This is a genomic window from Halobacillus sp. Marseille-P3879, assembly GCF_900240285.1.
Classification (GTDB): Bacteria; Bacillota; Bacilli; order Bacillales; family Halobacillaceae; genus Halobacillus_A.
In genome coordinates, this window is the sequence record NZ_OESS01000002.1 from 40,365 (window position 1) to 61,074 (window position 20,710).

The window sequence follows — 20,710 nt, forward strand, 5'->3', positions numbered from 1 at the left end:
GTGCTCATATTATGGATAAATACGCTATAATAGAAAGCAGATGTTTGTTAGGGAAAAGACATTACAATTAGGAGTAGGTGTAATGAATACAAAGGTATGCCGGTATTGTTATAAAGATATACGAGATCGTGATGAACTTGTAACAGCTTCTAACTGGTTTCGCGTTCGTCCGTACCATTACCGCTGTTTTCAATTATTAGAAGAAGAGACAAGTACGGTGGCAGGAATGTGGACCCCTGTAAATGGCAGAATAGGATTAATTACTGTAGCGTTGATGCTGGCCTTATCTATATGGATGTTTGCGACCAATACACTTCACTTTATAGGTGATCTTATTGGAGTTTTGGCATTATACCCTGTACTCCTGAGGGTCATTTCTTATTTATTTATTGAAAGTCGTCTGCCAAAATACATAGAGAAAAAGCCTCCCTTATAAAGAGTGTTTACAGAAAACCAAGTTCTTCTTCCTTGTTTAATGGTTCTGTAAGTCAGGGAAGAGGTACACATACTTAAATTATGAAAGGCGGTATAAATCTTGAATCTATCTACAACAGTCGAGTTATCAAATGGCACCCATATTCCTCTGCTGGGGCTGGGGGTATATAAAGTGGATAGTGGAGAAGAAGTGTATCAAACGGTTCAATCAGCTTTAGATCTCGGCTATCGACATATTGATACAGCTTCCTTTTACGGCAATGAAACCGGGGTAGGACAGGCCGTGAAGGATAGCCGTATACCAAGAGAAGAGTTGTTTATTACAACAAAAGTGTGGAACGACGAACAAGGATATGAAGAGACGCTGCAAGCATTTGAACGCAGTCTTGCGCGTCTTCAGATGGATTACGTTGATTTATACTTGATCCACTGGCCTGTACCAGGCAAGTTTATAGATACATGGAGAGCACTTGAAACGCTATATCAGAATGGACGCGTTCGTGCAATAGGAGTTAGTAATTTTCTTGAATACCACCTGGATGATTTACTTTTACATGCTGAGATCACTCCAATGGTAAACCAGGTAGAATTTCACCCTCAACTTTATTTGGAAGATCTGCTTGATTATTGCAAGAAGAATAATATTCAATTGGAAGCATGGTCACCATTAGCACGCGCTCAATATTTACATCACCCCTTGCTGCATGAACTTGGTGAAAAATACGGGAAATCAGCAGCTCAAATCATTTTAAGATGGGATGTTCAGCATGGTGTTGTGACCATCCCTAAGTCTACAAAACCACCTCGTCAGAAGGAAAATGCCGAGATTTTTGATTTTGAATTATCAAGGGAGGAGATGGAGGCAATCAATGCCTTGCATTGTAACGGCAGGGTAGGATCAGATCCTGCTCAACTGAAATGAATGTTTAAACCGTCCTTAAACACGTAAGGACGGTTTTTATTTGTTTTCTTTTTGTACAGTTGGCTCAGTGTCCCTTACTTCCTCTTTATAAATTACCAAATATGGGAGTACCGTGAGTAAAAGTAATAATAAAAATATGATGAGTTTCGCTACCCAATCAAATAAAAATAATATAGCCAAAAAGAAACAAAGCAAAAGAACGAGCGGGGTGATATAAGCGTAGATCAAGTCATTACCTCCTTTCCCATAGCTTAACCAAGATTGCATAAAAAACCAGGGAATGTGAACAATAAATTCAAAGTGCAGCATGTTTGATTTCCAGGGGGTAAGGTGACTTAATATGTGGAAACGGAAAAAGAAACGAGCACGGGAAAAAAAACAAAATGAACTAAAAGAGAAGTCTGATGAAACGCTGCAAACTTTGTTTGAAGCTCTAAAAAAGTCTGATGATTTCAAATCTTACCAGGCTGGTTCCAATCGTTACGTTGTTTCTTACCTTGGTACGTTAAGTGAGCCTAAACTGATTAATCATTCAATCCTGCCTGTTCTCAACGAAAATGTCTTCTTTACGCTAGAAGAAATGAAAAATATGTTACCTGTAGAGGATCTTGAGATTACTGAGGATCCAACTGGGGTCAGGGAAAAAATAATGAAAGGTTATATCGCCATCCAATTAAAGGAGAGCGATAAGAATGTGCTGCTGATTCCAGCCGTAACAGTCGAGGGAAGACAGGTTTCAATTCCAGAAGTTGAATTCAGCGTAGTAGGCCCTAAGGAAGCTTTTGTGGAATCCCTCGATAAGAACATGAGCTTGATGCGAAAACGGTTAACTCTGCCTCAATTTACTATGAAAGAAGTTTCCGTAGGAAAGATTACTAAAACGAGAATAGGTGTTGTTTACATAGATGGGATTGCAGATCCCGATAACGTAAATACGGTTCTCCAGCGCTTAGATGCTATAGAATACGATCAAATTATCGACAGTTCTTTTATTACCCAGATGATTGCTGATAACTCTACTTCCCCTTTTCCACAGTTGTTAGACAGCGAGAGGCCTGATCGTGTAGTGGAAGTACTCGTAGAAGGCAAAATTGCAATTGTAGTCGATGGGTCGCCACACGTATTAACTTGCCCGACAACCATCGTTGAATTCTTTTCTTCGTCTGATGATTACTTTCTGCCGTGGCCTTTAGCCAGTGTCTTTCGATTAGTTCGCTTGTTTGCCGTCTTTTTCTCTGTCCTTAGTACGTCTTTATATGTAGCCATTCTTACCTATCATCACGAAATGATTCCGGAAGAACTTATGTCTACAATTGTTTCCTCAAGAGCTGACATTCCTTTTCCACCGATCCTTGAAGTCGTCATACTAGAATTAACCATCGAGCTGCTCAGGGAAGCTGGAGCAAGACTGCCTACTAAAATTGGTCAAACCATTGGTATTGTAGGCGGTATTGTTATTGGTACCGCAGCTGTGGAGGCCGGGCTGACAAGTAATGTTCTACTAATCATCGTTGCTTTAGCCGCACTGGCTTCGTTTACGACACCGGTATACCAAATTGGTAATACCATCCGACTGATCCGTTTTCCTTTTCTTCTTGGAGCCCAAATGTGGGGGTTGGTCGGAGTATCGATGATAATGGTTTTTTATATTGGCCATTTAATAAAGTTAAAATCGATCGGCCGCCCTTTTTTTGCTCCGCTTTATCCACTGCGGTTTCGTGATTTGAGGGATGCGTTTATTCGTTTACCTTTTAATACACAGTCAGAAAGACCGTTGCAGACACGTCCTGTAGATCCAATTCGGTTTAATAGAAAACGAGCTTCTGAGAAGAGGGATGTGGATGAATAAAATCTCTGGAGTTAAAGGTGTGAATATACCAGAACAATTTCTGATTACCCCTATGTTTGTATTTTTTGTCATCCACTCCATGCAAGTAGGGGTGGGGATTATGGGGTTTGAAGGCTATATAGCTGAGCATGCTGGATTTGACTCCTGGATTTCCATCTTAATTGCAGGGGCGTTTATGCACATCGTTTTATGGATGACCTATAGTCTCCTTCACAGCAGCGGAGGTGATATTGTATCGATTCATAGAGGGCTGTTTGGTAAATATATAGGTGGATTCCTCAGTGTAGTAATCAGCTTATACTTTTTACTGCTCGCTTTAACAGTGCTGAGGACATTTGTGGAAATCATTCAAGTGTGGATGTTCCCCAGCCTTCAAATGAAATTGTTTACAGCCGTTTTTTTAGGGATTATTTATTATTTAGTAGTGGGGGGATTTCGACTTGTTACTGGGTTTTGTATGATCAGTGTCATACTAACACTCCCTTTATTACTATTGTTGTTGTTCCCTATTCAGATAGGCAATGTAAATTATTTATATCCTGCTATTGAACATGGCTTTGTTGACCTTTTAGCCTCGGCAAAAGCGACTACGCTGAGTTTTCTCGGAATCGAACTGCTGCTGATTTTTTATCCTTTTATTAAAAAACCACAGCAATCCGTTAAGTGGGCTCACTTTGGGGTATTTTTCACAGTTCTTATCTACTTAGCTACCGCACTTGTAGCATTTATTTACTACAGTGAAGAACAACTGAAACAAGTAACGTGGGGAACCATCTCCTTATGGAAGATTGTGGAGTTTCCATTTATTGAACGCTTCGAATATATTGGAATTTCCTTGTGGGTATATGTCATTATACCTAACATCTGTTTAGCAGTATGGGGAGCGACCCGGATTCCAAAACGTTTGTTTAAAATCAGTCAGAAAAAGATGGTTATTCTATACTGTGTCATTTTGTTTACTGCCACCTTACTACTGGATGACCGGCAAATCGTTGAAAAAATAAATGATTTTACAAGTCAGGTAGGCTTTTACGTACTACTTTACATTCCAGTGTTATTTGTCATAAGTAAGATCTTCCACAAAGTGAGGGATACAAATGAAACGTAAAGGACTGCTGGTACTTATGTTATTATTCCTGACAGGCTGTCAGGAAATTTACAGTGTAGAAGATCGAGCCATTGTTCAAATTCTTGGTTATGACTATGTGGATGATAAGGAAGTGAAAGGCACAGTAGGTATTCCTCATTATGGTGAAGAGGAAAAACGTACGGTGGAGGAATTAAATCTAACGGTCACTGCTCAATCAATAAAGGAATTTACTGATAAGATTGAAAAGGAATCCTCAAAGCCTATTTCTATCGGCAAATTGACCGTATCACTGTATGATAGGGAGCTGGCGGAAAATGGCTTAGACGAGTTCCTTGATGTTTTGAGCCGTGATCCGCGTATAGGAAGAAACATTCACCTGGGGATTGTGGACGGAGAGGTGCAAGAAATGATTGAAGCTAAATACAACCAAAACGAAACAACAGCCAGATATGTGAATAGCATAATAAAGAATAATTCACGGCGAAACTTCCCTCGGTCGAACCTTCATTGGTTTTTATACGCGTACTATGCCGAGGGTCTTGATGGTTACTTACCGTTGTTGAAAAAACAAAACAGTCATATAAAAGTCACTGGCATAGCTTTATTTGATAAAGGAACGTTTGTTTCTACAGTAGAGGAGGACAAAGTACTCATCTTAAAGCTATTAAAAGAAAAAGTAGAAAAAGGGACAGCCAGCCTGCCAACTGAAGAAAAAACCGGAATTGAAATCTCAGATTCAAATGTTAAATATCGGATTAATACGAAAGGTGAAGTGCCTGAATTTAATATCAGCCTCACTATTACGGGGTTCATAAATGAAATACAAGAATCTTCTTTAGACAAAGAACAAACCCCTGAATTAGCAAATAAACTAGAAAAAGATTTTGCCGAATATTTTAAGGAAAATTCAGAAGAGCTGATCGCTCAATTTCAAGAAAATAACACCGATCCACTGGGATTAGGAAACCTGTTAAAAAATAGACGTCAAGGTTTTGATAAGGAAAAGTGGGAGGAGCAATATCCTGATGTGCCCGTTAACGTAGATGTTGATGTGAAAATAACCGGTATCGGCATCTCTCTTTAATAAAAACCAGGCAATATGGCCTGGTTTTTTAAGATGTTGGGAAAATGGTCAAACATCAACTGCCAATAATCAGCTGCCTCTCATTCTGATAACGACCACAAAGACATTCCGTTAATTATCAGAGGCCACTGAAAAAGTCCTTTCTAATCTAGAAGAGCTTTTAAAGTTTGTTGTTGCTTTTCACGAATCGCTTATCGGTGGATGCTTGCCGCGGGCGCGGCCTCAGCTAACTTGGTCAAGAAGATCACTTGACCAAATGGATCTTCGGCTCGCGCTGTTCCCGCGACGCACCGGACGTGGCCGGTTTTAATCGACCAGGCGTCACCACAGACGCTTATCGTGGCCTTAACAGAGGTAAAACGAAAAAGAGTGCTTTTCTTTGATGGATAAAAGAAAGTGGAGACGCTGCGAATTCGGAAAAAGGAAATATAGCTTATGCCGCCGAAAACGGCAGGAGCCTCGTTTCAAAGTTAAATCCGTCTGTATCTCATGGTTCCCGTAAGGAAGAAGATGAATTTGAGTTCAATAAGGACGCCGGGATGGATGTATGGCCAGCCGGGCGAAGAATAGCGAGTTGAAGCATAGATACGTATGAGATTGCCTCATCTTCGGGTCTCCCGAGGCATGCGTGTACACGGAGCGATGGCGATACTCACCGTTGATCTAAAGCGAATGATGAAGCTCATGGAGGAATAAGAGGGGAAGTACCCTCTTAAGATAAAAAGATATAGGCGGGTTGAACGATTTCTTCGTTCAACCCGCCTATATTTTTACAAATCACTTGAAATCGTGCAGTTCTTCAGTGGCCTCCAATTATCACGGCCATTTTTTATTCTTGCCGCAGGTTAAAGATTTTACTGCGGTTAATGAGTTGAGGTGGTTCCTCCAACCAGTTATGCTTAATCATTAAGTCCATTCCGTCTTTAGCAAATAATCCAATTTCTATGGAAAGCTTTTGGTATAGAAGGACCAGGTCATAACGAAGGCTTGCGGATGAAGCGGTAGAATAGTTTCCATGTCCCGTGCTTGTCAGTACACTAATAAGGGCAAGAATCAGTTTATCAGAGAACGGGGCAGTGATGGACTGTGTCACAAAGGACTCCGATCCCATAGGTGGATGGAGATTTGCCTCGTTAAATATTTTAGTGAACAGGCGTATATGTTTATTAGAGATATTTCTGCCTTTAAGCATAAACTGTTGAATTTTTTTAGACTGGGTCGTTTGAGCAAAGCCGGTACATAGTAATTCTCCTAATGCGTTATTTTTAACGTTTTCGAATAAATGGGTAATTTCTATCGTATTTAATGTTCGTTTTTGAATTGGACTTAAATAACGCTTGCTTCGTACTAGTTCCGTCTCTTTTTCTATCTCAATTTGAGGAGGGCTTATAAACCACCCCTTAGAAAAAGCCGTTTCTACAGTGGCATTAAACAGCTCTGTAGTGCCTCTTAGCACAGCTGTAAACAAAGATCGAATCTCCTGGCTGCTACAGGATGCTAATGAGAGACTGTGAGCTAGTACTCCAGCTTTCCCCATATTTTCTATAAAGTTGAGCATCAGGGGATCGGAAAATAGTTTAGGTGCTTTTAAATCAACATCTCTTTCTGAGAATCCAATCGGGAGAGGAATATCATTAGTTTCTAAGAGAAGGTGAGTTTGCTCATGAATCATAATAGAAATATTATAAGCTTGCTGGATTCTTGCTTTAACCTCTTCATCTTCAACAGTCTCGAGGAAATATAAAAGAATTCGAATAGACATTCCTGCCTGAAAATTTTGTGTCCACAGGTTTCCAATTTCATTTGCAGTTAATCGCTGAGGCAAAGTGTTTCTCTCCTTAATACATAGTTGCATTTATCTTTTCCATAACCTCAAATATTATTTCTAGTGCACATCATAGAGGTTAAAAAGGAAATGCTAAATTTACTAGGAATAGAAAGGGGGAGAACAGATGAACTTACAGCTCATTGAAGTCTACGTGCCTCCATCAAATGTTGAATCGTTTACCCGGAAGCTTGATAATTTCTCTTATGAAACTTATTGGGAAGAAAAAAAAGCGGATGGAAGAACCCTGTTTCGGGTGGTGGCACGTAAAGGAAATGTGGAGGATATATTAAATGAATTAGAAGAGGTTTCTCATCAAATTGATGGTTTTGAAACGGTGTTATTTCCAGTTCGATCCTATTTCTCAAAAGACACTTTTGATGCTGAGGATAATGACGAGAAACAGAAAGCCAAACTGCAAAGAGCGAGTCGTCAGGAGCTGTTACTAACCATTGACAAAAACAGTAAGATTACTTGGAATTATTTTCTTCTTATTCTATTGTCCGCTATCGTAGCAACCACAGGGTTTCTAAAAGACAGTGAAGCTGTTGTGATAGGAGCGATGGTTATTGCACCAATGATCGGACCGGTTATTGCGATTGCCTTTTCTTCTATTCTGGGTGATTATAGAGTGCTCGGGAAATCAGCAGTTACTTCGCTTTTAGGAGTGGGAGTGGTCGTAGGAATTTCTATTTTATTTGCCGTTTTGATGGACCTTGACTTACAGACGACTCAATACCTCAGCCGTACAAAGGTAACTCTTATTGATATAATCCTCGGGGTGGCTTCAGGTGCAGCTGGAGCACTGGCCTTTCTTAACAGGCTTTCTGGTAATTTAGTCGGCGTCATGGTAGCTGTTGCTCTGCTGCCGCCATCCGTAGCGTTAGGGATGTCGATAGGAAGCGGTGCATGGGAATTCGCTTACGGTTCCTTTCTACTCGTAACGGTTAACATCATGTCTATTTTGTTAGCGGCGGTTATTGTATTTTCAATAAGCGGAATTCGTCCTGTTCAATGGAAAGAAGTCCAGAAAGCAAATGTATCACGCCTGCTTTCTATACTATTCATATTTATAATTGTCGCGGTGCTTGCCTTATTAATCTTTATAAGTGAAGGCCGGTTTAACTTGTAGGGCTGAGATGACTGCTGTGGAATTAATGAAGTTATGGAAATTAGAAAAAAATTCAAATTTTATTGCAATAATTTTCGGAAAATTATATAATAAATAATTATTAAGCAAAGGAGGTCACGACAATGAAAAAGAACATGATTGTATTACGCATCAACTTCATATTGCCGTGGCCTCTCCGTTTCTTTTAAACAATTTCGCGCGAACAGACAGGGTCACGTGTGTCCGTGACCTGAAATATGTAATTAGTGAAGCATACGTCACGTACGTATGCTTTTTTTGTTGTATAGCGGACAGTTCCGCTTTACATAAATCATTTTCAAGAAAGGGGAAGAAGGATGGAACTTCAGCAGATAGAAAAGAAAATTAGTGAAAAATGGAAGGAAAGCGGTTAGCCAGGCGGGCTTCTATCGGAAAGGATGATTAGATGTTTGATGTTTTATTTAAACTGGGATGGTTTTTTAAAGAATACTGGAAAAGGTACACGATTGCTGTAGTCGCTTTAATTATTGTAAGTGCCATTGATTTAATTCCTCCAAAATTAGTAGGGGTCGTCATTGATGAAATTCAATTCAATACATTAACGATGGGGAAACTGCTGGATATATTGTTTATTTACGGCGTAATTATATTCTTAAGTTATACACTGTCTTATTTATGGGATTACACATTATTCAGCGGGGCTGCGACACTGGAGAAAACAATGCGTACCCGGCTTATGAATCATTTCCTGAGAATGACTCCAAGATTCTTTCAGAGCAATAAAGCAGGAGACTTGATGGCGCGTTCTACGAATGATCTAAAAGCAATTATGATGACTTCTGGATTTGGCATACTTACCCTGATTGACTCTACCATCTTTATGGTTTTAATCATTTTAATGATGGGTTTTACCATTAGTTTTAAACTAACGCTGGCGGCTTTACTTCCTTTACCAGTGATGGCAGTAGTTATGAGTAAATATGGGAAAGTCATTCATGCAAGGTTTATGGAAGCACAGGATGCGTTTGGTGATATGAATAATAATGTACTCGAATCCGTCAGGGGTGTAAGAGTAATCCGGGCATTCGTTCAAGAAAAAAATGACGAACACGCCTTTCAGCAAATGACGCATAATGTGTACGACAAAAATGTTGCAGTTGCTAAAATTGATGCATTATTTGAACCGACAATTACCGTATTAGTGGGGATAGCTTATACGATTGGGTTAGGATATGGCTCTTCACTCGTTTTTCAAAATGTTATTACGTTAGGAGAGATGGTGTCCTTTAATGTTTACTTAGGAATGTTAATATGGCCTATGTTTGCGGTTGGCGAGCTTATCAATGTCATGCAGCGGGGGAATGCGTCTCTAGACCGGGTGAATCTTACACTCAGCCAAACTCCCGATGTTACCTCCCCCAATGTTCCAGAAAACGTAGATATCCCCCGGTATATTGAGTTTAAAAATGTTAATTTTACTTATCCCAACATGGAAAAACCAGCTCTTAAAAATCTTACCCTTCGAATTAATCAGGGCGAAACAATTGGAGTAGTGGGGAAAACGGGTGCCGGCAAGACGACTTTTATCCGTCAATTCCTAAGAGAGTATTCCGGAGTAAAAGGATCCATAGAAATTAACGGGGTAGATCTAAACAGCCTTGCCTTAAATAAAAGCCGTGCCTGGATAGGGTATGTACCTCAGGAGCAAGTCCTGTTCTCTAAAACGATTCGAGAAAACATTCAGTTTGGGAGTCCCGAGGCATCAGATGAAGAAATTTACCGTGTCCTGAAGCTGGCGTATTTTCTAGAGGATATGAAAGTACTTCCTCTAGGGCTTGATACATTGGTTGGAGAAAGCGGCGTAACCTTGTCTGGTGGCCAAAAGCAGAGAATTAGTATTGCCAGAGCCTTTATTATGGAGCCGGAAATATTATTACTGGATGACGCGATGTCAGCCGTAGATGGTAAAACGGAATCTAATATTATTCACCATCTGCGTGAACAGAGAAAGAACAAAACAACAGTCATTGCAGCTCACAGGTTATCAGCAGTCACTCATGCCGACCATATTATCGTGTTAGATCAAGGAAAAGTTATTGAGCAAGGAAAGCATGGGCAGCTAATGAAAAAGAATGGCTGGTATCAAAAGCAATATGAGCGTCAACAGCTGAGGGAGGGGGCAGAATAATGGCACAATCGACTGAAAGAAAATTATTTCAATACGCCTTTACCTTTAAGCGAAACATTATTATTGGTCTGATCTGTTTAATTGCAGCGGTTGCCCTTGAATTAACAGGTCCTTTTATTGCTAAGCACTTAATTGATAAACACATCGTGGGAATTGAAAATACGTGGCATCAGGTTTCCAGGGAAAATAAGTGGACAGCAAGTTATGAGGGAGACTTCTACGTACGGGATGATCGCATAAACAGCAGAGGGGACAGCTTATCAGAGGCCTCGATTTTACAAGTCGGCCGCAGTTATTATTTTATTGATGAAAGTGTACCGTTAACAGGCAGTCGGACTATTGAAGAAGGGATAGTAACGATTGAAACACCAGACGAAACAGTTAAAGCAGAAGCAGAGCAGTTAGCAGTTCATGAGCTTTATCAATTTTTCAAGCCGGAACAACCTTCTATATACTGGCTTCTTGCTTTTTATGTTCTTATTTTATTGATTGCTGCTTGTTTTCAATTTATCCATACATTTATTCTTCAAAAGACGTCGAATCGAATTATTCGTAAAATGAGGGACGATTTGTTTGCACATTTGCAGCGGCTGCCGATTTCTTACTTTGTCAACCAGCCGGCCGGAAAAATAGTAGCACGCATTACAAATGACACAGAAGCTATACGAGAATTATACGTGAAAGTATTAGCCACATTTGTTACAAGTATTTTTTACATGGCAGGTATTTTTGCCGCTTTGTTTTTACTGGATATCAAACTAGCGCTGATCTGTCTTACTGTTGTACCAATCATATGGGTGTGGATGCGGGTGTATAAGTATTATGGGGGAAAATACAATACCGTAGTCCGCTCAACCGTTAGTGATATGAATGGGAATATAAATGAAGCGATCCAGGGGATGTCTATTATCCAAGCGTTTCGTCAGGAAAATCAGGTTTCAAATGATTTCGAACAGTTAAATAACCGACATTTTGCGTTTGAACGGAAGCTAGTAAAACTGAGTGCTTTAACCTCATTTAATCTTGTGAATGTTTTAAGGAATATAGCTTTCGTTGCTTTTTTGTGGTACTTCGGGTCGGGAGCTGTAGGAGCAGAAGGGATAGTAACCGCTGGCGTACTTTATGCTTTTGTAGATTATTTAAACCGCTTATTTCAACCTGTAACGGATCTCGTTAACCAACTACCACAGCTGGAGCAAGCCCGGGTGGCAGCTGGAAGAGTATTTGAGTTGATGAATGAAAAAGGACATGACGTTTCTGATTCACCTATGAAACGTTATCGAGGTTACATTGAATTTGCTGATGTTTCATTTGCTTATAATAAAGAAGAATATGTGTTAAACGCTATATCTTTTAAAGTTAGACCTGGAGAAACAGCTGCATTTGTAGGCCATACAGGCTCAGGGAAAAGCTCTATTATGAATGTTCTATTCCGCTTTTATGATCATCAAAAAGGTACTATTACTGTCGACCACCAGCCAATAAAAGAATGGTCCAGGCAGCAAATAAGAAGCCACATGGGAATAGTGCTTCAGGACCCATTTATTTTTTCGGGCACTATTTTGTCGAATGTAACAATGAATGATAAGGATATTTCCCGGGAAATGGCAATAGATTCTTTAAAAGCTGTAGGTGCAGACCAGTTTATTGAAAAGCTTCCGCAAAAGTTTGATACACCTGTCGGGGAGAATGGTGATACTCTTTCTATGGGGGAAAGGCAGCTGATTTCGTTTGCCAGAGCACTTGCCTTCGACCCTGCCATTCTTATTCTTGATGAAGCAACTGCAAATATTGATACTGAAACCGAGCAGCTGATTCAACAAGCATTAGAAGTTATTAAAAAGGGAAGAACAACATTAGTAATTGCTCACAGGTTGTCAACAATTAAGCAGGCTGACCAAATTTTTGTGCTTGAACGTGGTACAATTGTTGAAAGAGGGAATCATGAGTCACTTATAAAACAAGACGGAAAATATCATCAAATGTATAAGATGCAGCGGGGAGCCGTGAAGGAACATGCTGTATAACACAGTTCTATACTGGTTCACGAGGTGGATGAATGACGGATCGTGACAAAGAAAAAGACGTGATAGATAATGACTTGTATGAAGAGATAGACGAGGAAGAAATGTATGAACTCGTTCAGGAAGAAAAAAGAAAAGCACTGAGGAAAGCACAGGAAAAAAAAGAAAAAGGGAATGAAAGACATTTTCCTAAGTGGATGTTTTATTTGATTGCTATTATGATGGTTGCTGCTCTGCTGCCGAGCACATTCTCTATTCCTGCATTTGACTTTCTTGTAACTTCAGCCAAGCTTTCCACTAATGAAGAAATTAAAGATTACAAAGAATCAGTTGTTGCCGTAGAAGCAGGAGAAAGCAGGGGAACGGGTTTTTCCATTGATAGTAAAGGGACCGTAATAACAAACCATCATGTAATAGAAGAGGAAAAAAGAATCGCTGTCAGCTTTCAGCATTCAGGTCTACACGAAGCAAAGGTAGTTAAGGAGTTTCCTGAAGTTGATTTAGCCGTTTTGGAAGTAGAAGGGAATGATTTCCCGCATTTAACTTTGGCTGAGGCAACCACTTTTGAAAAAGATGAGAAATTTTCATTTATAGGGAACCCATTAAGCTTTACTGGGGTTGCTAATGAAGGAACGATTATTGAGTATGCTGATTTAAACGGCTGGAGTAAACCGGTATTAATGCTTGATGCTCCGATTTATAGGGGGAACTCGGGTAGTCCTGTTATTAATCAAGACGGTGAGGTCATAGCTGTTGTTTTTGCCACAATCCGTCACGACGACTATGGAAGAGTGGGTGTAGCCGTTCCAATTGATTACTATTATGATCAAAGTGATAGCCCCTTGCCTGAATGAGGCAGGGGGCTGATTTTTAATTCGAATAGGTATATATGACTAGTTAAGTTTGGTTAGTTCGGGACACAAAGACTACTTGAGTGAATGTGTGACATTTGACCCTTTTTTTGAAATCATTATTTAACAAACTGTAAATCGTATGTGGTGGAATTATCGTCGAATTTTAAGTAAAATTGTCTTGCTCAATTAAATACTAAAAGCACACCTGCTATATAATTAGGAAATATTGCTTCAGTTTTAATGGTTGATACAAAAATGTAATCTAATTGAAATTATTTTTTAAAAAAACGCCCAGATAATTTGTAAAGCATACGAAAATATGTGAGTGGCTGGAGGTGATGAAGGTTGATCAACCGCCTGTTAAGAAAGAATGAGATTTCCCTTGATGAACGTGTAGCAGCAGCCAAAGAGGGAGACGACGAAGTAAAAAATGAAATCCTGCAACAATATCAACCTTTTATCGCCAAAAGTGTTTCTGAAGTATGTAAAAGATATATTGACCCAGCAAAAGATGATGAATTCAGCGTCGGCTTATTGGCTTTTAATGAAGCGATTCACGCTTATTCGTGTGATAAAGGGAGTTCTTTTCTGTCATTTGCAAAGTTAGTCATAAAACGCAAGGTAATCGATTATATTCGCAATGAACAGAAGCGACCTAAAATGATGTCTCTTGACGAAGAATATATAGACGATGAACAGATGGAGAATCCTTCAGAGATTAAAGCTGCAAAAGACCGTTTTGCGCTTGAAACAGAAGCCTGGTACCGCCGCGAGGAAATTATAGAATTTCAGTCTCAATTACAAAATTACGGACTGACCTTTGAAGAATTAACTGAGACTTCTCCGAAGCATGTAGATGCACGGGAGTCAGCAATTCAAGTCGCTCGAATTGTTTACAATGATGAACAATTGCGCGAACAAGTTCTTTTAAAAGGCAGACTGCCTATGAAGGATCTAGTTAGCAAAGTGGATGTCAGCAAAAAAACGCTGGAGCGGAATCGGAAATTCATCATTGCAATGGTTATCATTCTCGCCGGAGATTATGTATATCTTAAAGAATATTTAAAGGGTGTGGGTGTGTGAGGAAAGGTATTGTAATGGAGCAAAATAAAAAATTTACCATCGTGATGGCGAGTGATGGTACCTTTCATAAAGCCAAACGCTTAAAGCGAGCAGCTGTAGGGATGGAGGTCCACTTTCAACCTTATAATCAATCAAATATGAAGCAAATGTTTGTCGTTCACCGCATGAAATTTGCAGCAGTTGCTGCGGCTGTTATACTAACTCTCTTTCCAGCCTATATTTGGCATGAAGAAAATAAAGCATACGCTTTTGTAAATGTTGATATCAACCCAAGTGTAGAAATGGAAATCAATGATAATATGAAAGTGTTGCAATTGAATCCGCTTAATGAAGAAGCAGAACAAATGATAAAGAAAATGGAAGACTGGAAGAAAAAGCCTGCTTCTGAAGTTGCACTTCAAATGATTTCTTTAAGTAAGCAGGAAGGTTATATGTCAGAGGAGCAGGAAGTGCTAATTGGAGTAAGCTATATAGAAGGACACGATTTAGATTTTTCACAGGAAATAGAGAATTATCTCGATCAGGAAATAGATGGCTTAATGTTGGCGTCATATAATGTGCCTGAAAACGTCCGGAAGCAGGCAGAAGACAATGATACTTCCGTCAATCAACTAATGGCCGAATCACTGGAAGAAGAGGAGTCAGACCAGTCATTGACTAAGGAAGAAGAACCAATAGAGGATGATGATTTAGAAATTATTCAATCTTTTTATGGAGATAATAACTCCTCTAAAAGCGATCATCTTCCTGAACAATCGACGGAAGAGGCACCACCTTTTGGTGAAGAAATAATACTCCCTGATCAGAAATACGAGCGTGAACATCCACAACATGAAGAGGATGATCCTCACTCTACCGAGGATGAAGAAAAAGAGATGAATCATCCTGCTGAAAATGGCAAACAAAGCAAAGAAAAAGATGAAGACCACCCTTCTGAAAAAAAAGAAGAGAATGGGAAACCTGTACCCAAGGAAAAAGAGCATGCACCTTCTAACAACTCAAGTAATAACCCTGAGTCCAATGAGGAGAGTAAAGGCAAGCCTGAAGAAGCACCCTCAGATCAAAAAGAAGGGAAAGGGCAGCAGAACAAGGATGAAGACCACCCTTCCCAGAAAAAAAGTAATAATAATGATAAGGAAGAAAGATAACTTATCACATTTAACATTTCCAGTTGCATGGAAGTGTTTTTTTATAGCTGAAATGGTGAATACATAATAAAAATTAGATTATAGGAGAACGAAGGGGATAGAATTTCATTTTAAAATGAAAGTTAGGTAAATAGAACTAGTATTATGATCCTTTGAATCCTTGTATGGCCCGCATATCATGCCACGGGTACAATTTTGCATATACTATTTTGCGTCAAATAGGTACAGTTTCATTAAGGTATTATCAGAAGACAAAATAAGTTCTCTAATAGGGACACCATTTTTAACTGCATAAATTGTTCATCTGAATACATCAAGCAGGTGTTTCGTTAAAAGAATGAACTCAATAGAAAGGATTTTTACCATGTCTAAACTGGATTTATCACAATTTGAGAAAAAAATGATCGTACGCAACACTACAGCCGCAGACATCGATCAGCTGCTTCAATTGCAAAAGGTATGTTTTCCTAATATGGAGCCCTGGAAACGAGAACACTTAGAAAGCCATTTGTATCAATTCTCCGAAGGGCAGTTCGTGGTAGAGTATGACGGTGCCATTATAGGAAGCTGCTCAAGCTTAATTGTGAACTTCGATGAATACGACGATAAACATACTTGGGATGACATTACAGATGAAGGCTATATTACAAACCATGATCCTGATGGCTATAATTTATATGGTATTGAAGTTATGGTCCATCCGGATTTCCGAGGTATGAAAATCGGCAGACGGTTGTATGAAGCAAGAAAAGATTTAGCACGTACTTATAACTTGAAGAGCATTATTATCGGGGGGAGAATCCCGAATTATCACAAACACGAAAACGAGCTGTCACCTAGAGAATATGTAGAAGAAGTGCGAAACCAGAATATTTACGATCCCGTCCTTACCTTCCAAATAATGAATGGTTTTGCAGTGATGCGTATTAATCCTAATTATCTTCCCGATGATGAGCTTTCATCTAAATACGCTACATTAATGGAATGGAATAATATTGACTATCATGCTCGAACAAAGCGGCATTTTAAGACAAGTCATCCTGTCCGCATAATGGTTATTCAGTACATGATGAAAAACATCGCTTCTTTTAAGGATTTTAATCGTCAATGCGAATATTATGTGGATGTAGCTGCTGACTACGGCGCTGATTTTGCCGTGTTTCCTGAAATTTTCACCACCCAGTTGATGTCCTTTCTGGAGGAAAAAGTGCCCTCTAATGCGGTTAGAAGATTGGCCGAATTTACAGAAGAGTATATTGAAATGTTTACCCATTTATCCGTAAAATACAATGTAAACATTATTGGCGGCTCTCACTTTGTTGAGGAAGATGATCAAATTTATAATATATCTTATTTATTTCGAAGAGATGGAACCATTGAGAAACAATATAAAATTCACATTACCCCTAATGAACGAACATGGTGGGGAATTCAGCCAGGCGATGCGGTCAAAGTTTTTGACACAGATTGCGGAAAAATAGCTGTTCAAATCTGTTATGACATTCAATTTCCGGAGCTTACCCGGTATGCAGTAGATCAGGGAGCAAACATCATTTTTGTCCCGTTTTGTACCGACGATCGTCAAGGTTATTTGCGTGTTCGCTATTGTGCCCAGGCCAGAGCAGTTGAAAACCAAGTGTATACGGTAATATCCGGAACAGTCGGTAACATGACGGAAGTCGAAAATATGGATATCCAATACGCTCAATCAGGAATTTTTACTCCGTCTGACTTCGAATTCGCCAGGGACGGAATCGTAGGGGAATGCAATCCAAATGTCGAAAGTGTGGTAGTCGGTGACGTTGACCTTGAAGTGTTGAGAAGGCAAAGAAAATCAGGAACCGTGCGGCAATTGCAAGATCGACGAAAAGATTTGTTTAATTTGAATTTCAACGTAAACACCGAATTTAAACCTGAGCGGACTTAATTAAAAAAACCACCCTTCCTACAAGGGAAGGGCGGTAAGTCTATACATAATATTCTGTTTGGGTTGTCGCAGCATGGGCGTGGTCTATATAGTGTAATAAATTTTCGTGTGATACATATAGTGAAGCTTCATGGTTTGGGTAGTGAAAAGCGTGAAGAAAACACTCGATTTTCTTAGCTAAGAAGTGATCGCGCGTCCTTACCATTAGGACGAGTAAATCATCCCATTGGCCCCAGATCATATAATGAAGAGCTTTTTCGTAGTCATCTGGATACATGAAGTCACTTCCTTCTAGGAAAGGAGTGTTTTTATTATCTCCTTGAAGGGTAACTAAAAATCAGAGAGTTCTTCACAAGAATGGAAAAATCGACAATCTTAATTGTTGGATAGAACTTAAATTATATTGTTGGGAAGGGATTCGATAGGAAAATGGAAGGAGCAATTGGGTCAATGACGGTACGGCAATGGGTGTGGGTTAACTTTGGAAGCACTGCAGCTTTCGTTCTATTCGTATTACTTACTTTAAGCACAGGTGGTCTCACTGCTCTAGTGGTAATGACGGAAATTATAGGTTTTCTTGCTTTGCTCGTTGCAATTACAACTATTATTTATCATAGAAACGAAGCCATGTGGATGGCTGTATCAGTGACAGCTTATATGATCCCGTGGCTAGTCTTCGCGATTGGATATGAACTGAATATTGGAGAAGAATCGAATTATTATCATTTATGGTTTGTTTTATTCTATATGGCTTTAATTGGTGCTATTGTTTTTTTAAAGAAAAGTTTTCTGGAATTAGAGGATCAATTTAAGTTATTTCCCGTCTTTTTATTATTTTTTCACGCTATGCTGCTTATATTCATGATCGTTCTACATATTTGGTGGCTGCTGCCGATTTAATCGTATATTTCCTCTTTCCTTACACATACTACGTGTAACCACGGAAGGAGGAAAATAAAAATGAAAATTAAAGTATTTACTATTGGCCTTTTGGCTGCGTTTTCACTCGTTGCTTGTCAAGCTGAGCAGCAAGAATCACAGGATAACACAGGTAATTATGATGGAGTAGAAAATACGCGTTTTGAACGAACAACGGATCAAGATAATACGGAAGCTCCCCAGAACAGGGAAGAAAATGACCGCGGCATGCAGCATAATACAAATTACGAAGTAGCTGAACGTGCAGCAGACCGTATTACAAAAGATGTGGAAGGTATTGAGAATGCTTATGTTCTGAAAACTCGTGAAAATGCGTATGTAGCTGCTGAAATGGACAATCAAGATGGCGGAACAGATGAAGTATCAGATGAAGTGGAAAAGCAAATTACTGACATAGTAAAAAATACCGATCAAAATATTGATAACGTGTACGTTTCTACTAATCCGGACTTTGTCGATCTAACAAATAATTATGTCAATGATGCGGAAGAAGGAGAGCCGGTTGAGGGCTTTTTCCGTGAATTTGGCGAAATGGTTGACCGGATTTTCCCTGATCAGGAAGGTTAATAAAAAGTCAGGCTTCTCGTTGGAGAACCTGACTTTTTGTTTTGGCTGAAAATAGGATCTTTAAGGAATTGTCACAAATTCAATATCGAAAATTACTCCTTCTTTGTTCATTTAGATAGTATTTCTTCATATAGATAACTATGTAATTCAAAGGAGGGGGCAACTTGAAACCGCAAGATCAAGTTGAATTAGAAAAGGCGATCAGCGAAATTACTGAAATAGCAGACGGATTTGGTTTGGACTTCTACCCAATGCATTATGAAATCTGCCCTGACGATATTATTTATACATTTGGTGCTTATGGTATGCCCACACGATTCTCTCATTGGAGCTTTGGGAAGCAATACTACAAGATGAAACTTCAATACGATTTAGGGTTAAGTAAAATATACGAGTTAGTTATTAATTCAAATCCATGCTATGCTTTTTTGTTGAATTCCAACAGTTTAATTCAAAACAAGTTAATTGTGGCTCATGTTTTAGCTCACTGTGATTTCTTTAAAAATAATGCTCGTTTTCAAAACACCAAACGGGATATGGTTGAGAGTATGGCGGCTACGGCTGAACGAATTGCAAGCTATGAGAAGAAACACGGCAAAGAAGAGGTTGAATCTTTCCTGGATGCTGTGCTGGCTATTCAGGAGCATATTGATCCGTCCCTCGTAAGACCAAAATTAACATGGCAGAAAGATGAGCCTCCAAGTGAGACGAAAAAGAAACGGACACCCTACGACGATTTGTGGAAATTGGGAGAGTCGCCGGATGAACCTGGTTTCAAAAAAAGTAAAAAGTTTCCTCCGCAGCCGGAGAAGGACCTGCTGTTATTCCTTGAGCAGTTCAGCAGAGAGCTGGAAGACTGGCAGTGTGACATTCTGACAATGATGCGGGAAGAAATGTTGTATTTCTGGCCGCAGCTGGAAACGAAAATTATGAACGAAGGATGGGCGTCTTACTGGCATGCTCGGATTATTAGAGAAATGGATTTAACGAGCGGGGAAGCTGTTGATTTTGCAAAATTAAACGCGAGTGTTGTACAGCCATCTAAAACACAGCTAAATCCTTATTACCTTGGATTGAAAATCTTCGAAGATATAGAGAATCGATACAATCATCCGACAGAAGAAATGAAGCGTCACGGTGTAGAACCAGGTTCGGGACGGGAAAAGATGTTTGAAGTACGGGAAGTTGAATCGGATCAAAGCTTTATCCGGAATTACTTGACGAAAGATCTTGTAAGAGACGAGGATTTATATTTATTCCAGAAGCAAGGACAAAAGTATAAAATTACAGATAAAGATCATGAGGCTGTACGTGACCAACTCGTTACCATGAGGGTGAATGGAGGATTTCCTTATATCACCGTAGAAGATGGGGATTTTATGAAGAGTGGGGAGCTCTATTTAAAGCATCACTATGAAGACGTTGAACTTGATTTAACATATTTAGAGAAAACATTACCTTACATTTATCAGTTGTGGGGTCGTCCAGTGCACATTGAAACAAAAGTAGAGGATCGGGACGTGGCGTTTAGTTTTGGAGGTAAAAGAGTGCAGAAGAAATATTTATAATCCTGCAGGGTCATCCGAGTTTCGGATGACCCTGTTTAGGTCATTCGTCTCATATTCAGAAGATTTAATGAATACCACGACTGTCCTGCGTTTTTT

Annotated in this window: 17 protein-coding genes and 1 pseudogene; 16 read left to right on the forward strand and 2 right to left on the reverse strand. The window is 39.4% G+C overall.

Annotated features, from left to right (window positions below):
• The first annotated feature begins 82 nt into the window (after window positions 1-82).
• The 6 genes and pseudogenes from C1A12_RS07915 to C1A12_RS21655 form a co-directional block, all read left to right on the forward strand.
• Window positions 83-436: a hypothetical protein gene (locus C1A12_RS07915; protein ID WP_101843344.1), complete on the forward strand. Its 354-nt coding sequence runs from the start codon at window positions 83-85 to the stop codon at window positions 434-436.
• A gap of 96 nt (window positions 437-532) precedes the next feature.
• Window positions 533-1,357: an aldo/keto reductase gene (locus tag C1A12_RS07920; protein WP_373420463.1), complete on the forward strand. Its 825-nt coding sequence runs from the start codon at window positions 533-535 to the stop codon at window positions 1,355-1,357.
• Window positions 1,358-1,697: 340 nt separating this feature from the next.
• On the forward strand, window positions 1,698-3,206 hold the full coding sequence (locus C1A12_RS07930) for a spore germination protein (protein WP_101843347.1): 1,509 nt from the start codon (window positions 1,698-1,700) through the stop codon (window positions 3,204-3,206).
• Window positions 3,199-4,314 (forward strand): GerAB/ArcD/ProY family transporter, encoded by a 1,116-nt coding sequence (locus C1A12_RS07935; protein WP_159462166.1) that lies wholly within the window; start codon window positions 3,199-3,201, stop codon window positions 4,312-4,314. The genes C1A12_RS07930 and C1A12_RS07935 overlap by 8 nt, the downstream gene beginning before the upstream one ends.
• A complete protein-coding gene (locus tag C1A12_RS07940) occupies window positions 4,304-5,380 on the forward strand; it encodes a Ger(x)C family spore germination protein (protein WP_101843349.1) in 1,077 nt (358 codons plus the stop codon). Before C1A12_RS07935 ends, C1A12_RS07940 begins: the two co-directional genes overlap by 11 nt.
• A gap of 398 nt (window positions 5,381-5,778) precedes the next feature.
• Window positions 5,779-6,076 (forward strand): annotated as a pseudogene (locus C1A12_RS21655) (hypothetical protein); the annotation flags it as partial.
• Window positions 6,077-6,209: 133 nt separating this feature from the next.
• On the opposite strand, the gene C1A12_RS07950 reads toward C1A12_RS21655, so the two are convergent.
• Window positions 6,210-7,205, reverse strand: coding sequence for a DUF3231 family protein (locus C1A12_RS07950; protein WP_159462167.1), 996 nt, complete (start codon window positions 7,203-7,205; stop codon window positions 6,210-6,212).
• Window positions 7,206-7,332: 127 nt separating this feature from the next.
• Between C1A12_RS07950 and C1A12_RS07955 the strand changes: the two genes are divergently transcribed.
• The 7 genes from C1A12_RS07955 to C1A12_RS07985 all read left to right on the forward strand — a co-directional run bounded on the left by C1A12_RS07955 (window position 7,333) and on the right by C1A12_RS07985 (window position 17,540).
• Complete coding sequence (locus C1A12_RS07955) at window positions 7,333-8,337, forward strand: TIGR00341 family protein (RefSeq protein ID WP_101843351.1); 1,005 nt, start codon at window positions 7,333-7,335, stop codon at window positions 8,335-8,337.
• A gap of 424 nt (window positions 8,338-8,761) precedes the next feature.
• Complete coding sequence (locus C1A12_RS07960; protein ID WP_101843352.1) at window positions 8,762-10,504, forward strand: ABC transporter ATP-binding protein; 1,743 nt, start codon at window positions 8,762-8,764, stop codon at window positions 10,502-10,504.
• The gene (locus tag C1A12_RS07965) at window positions 10,504-12,531 is read left to right on the forward strand and encodes an ABC transporter ATP-binding protein (RefSeq protein WP_101843353.1); all 2,028 of its coding nucleotides are present in this window, start codon (window positions 10,504-10,506) and stop codon (window positions 12,529-12,531) included. The genes C1A12_RS07960 and C1A12_RS07965 overlap by 1 nt, the downstream gene beginning before the upstream one ends.
• Window positions 12,532-12,563: 32 nt before the next feature.
• Entirely contained in the window at window positions 12,564-13,382 is an 819-nt protein-coding gene (locus C1A12_RS07970; RefSeq protein WP_101843354.1) for a S1C family serine protease, read from the forward strand.
• Window positions 13,383-13,727: 345 nt separating this feature from the next.
• Window positions 13,728-14,465, forward strand: coding sequence for an RNA polymerase sigma factor SigI (sigI, locus tag C1A12_RS07975; RefSeq protein WP_101843355.1), 738 nt, complete (start codon window positions 13,728-13,730; stop codon window positions 14,463-14,465).
• Window positions 14,462-15,613 (forward strand): anti-sigma factor domain-containing protein, encoded by a 1,152-nt coding sequence (locus C1A12_RS07980; RefSeq protein ID WP_101843356.1) that lies wholly within the window; start codon window positions 14,462-14,464, stop codon window positions 15,611-15,613. Before sigI ends, C1A12_RS07980 begins: the two co-directional genes overlap by 4 nt.
• A gap of 364 nt (window positions 15,614-15,977) precedes the next feature.
• Window positions 15,978-17,540, forward strand: a complete 1,563-nt coding sequence (locus C1A12_RS07985) for a bifunctional GNAT family N-acetyltransferase/carbon-nitrogen hydrolase family protein (RefSeq protein ID WP_101843357.1) — start codon at window positions 15,978-15,980, stop codon at window positions 17,538-17,540.
• A 40-nt stretch (window positions 17,541-17,580) separates the two neighbouring features.
• Here the strand turns inward: C1A12_RS07985 and C1A12_RS07990 are convergent, their stop codons facing one another.
• Entirely contained in the window at window positions 17,581-17,817 is a 237-nt protein-coding gene (locus tag C1A12_RS07990; RefSeq protein WP_101843358.1) for a YhdB family protein, read from the reverse strand.
• Between the two features lie 173 nt (window positions 17,818-17,990).
• Between C1A12_RS07990 and C1A12_RS07995 the strand changes: the two genes are divergently transcribed.
• The 3 genes from C1A12_RS07995 (at window position 17,991) to C1A12_RS08005 (ending at window position 20,614) form a co-directional block, all read left to right on the forward strand.
• The gene (locus tag C1A12_RS07995; protein WP_101843359.1) at window positions 17,991-18,440 is read left to right on the forward strand and encodes a hypothetical protein; all 450 of its coding nucleotides are present in this window, start codon (window positions 17,991-17,993) and stop codon (window positions 18,438-18,440) included.
• Between the two features lie 60 nt (window positions 18,441-18,500).
• On the forward strand, window positions 18,501-19,046 hold the full coding sequence (locus C1A12_RS08000; RefSeq protein ID WP_101843360.1) for a YhcN/YlaJ family sporulation lipoprotein: 546 nt from the start codon (window positions 18,501-18,503) through the stop codon (window positions 19,044-19,046).
• Between the two features lie 164 nt (window positions 19,047-19,210).
• A complete protein-coding gene (locus C1A12_RS08005) occupies window positions 19,211-20,614 on the forward strand; it encodes a SpoVR family protein (protein ID WP_101843361.1) in 1,404 nt (467 codons plus the stop codon).
• Window positions 20,615-20,710 lie beyond the last annotated feature (96 nt).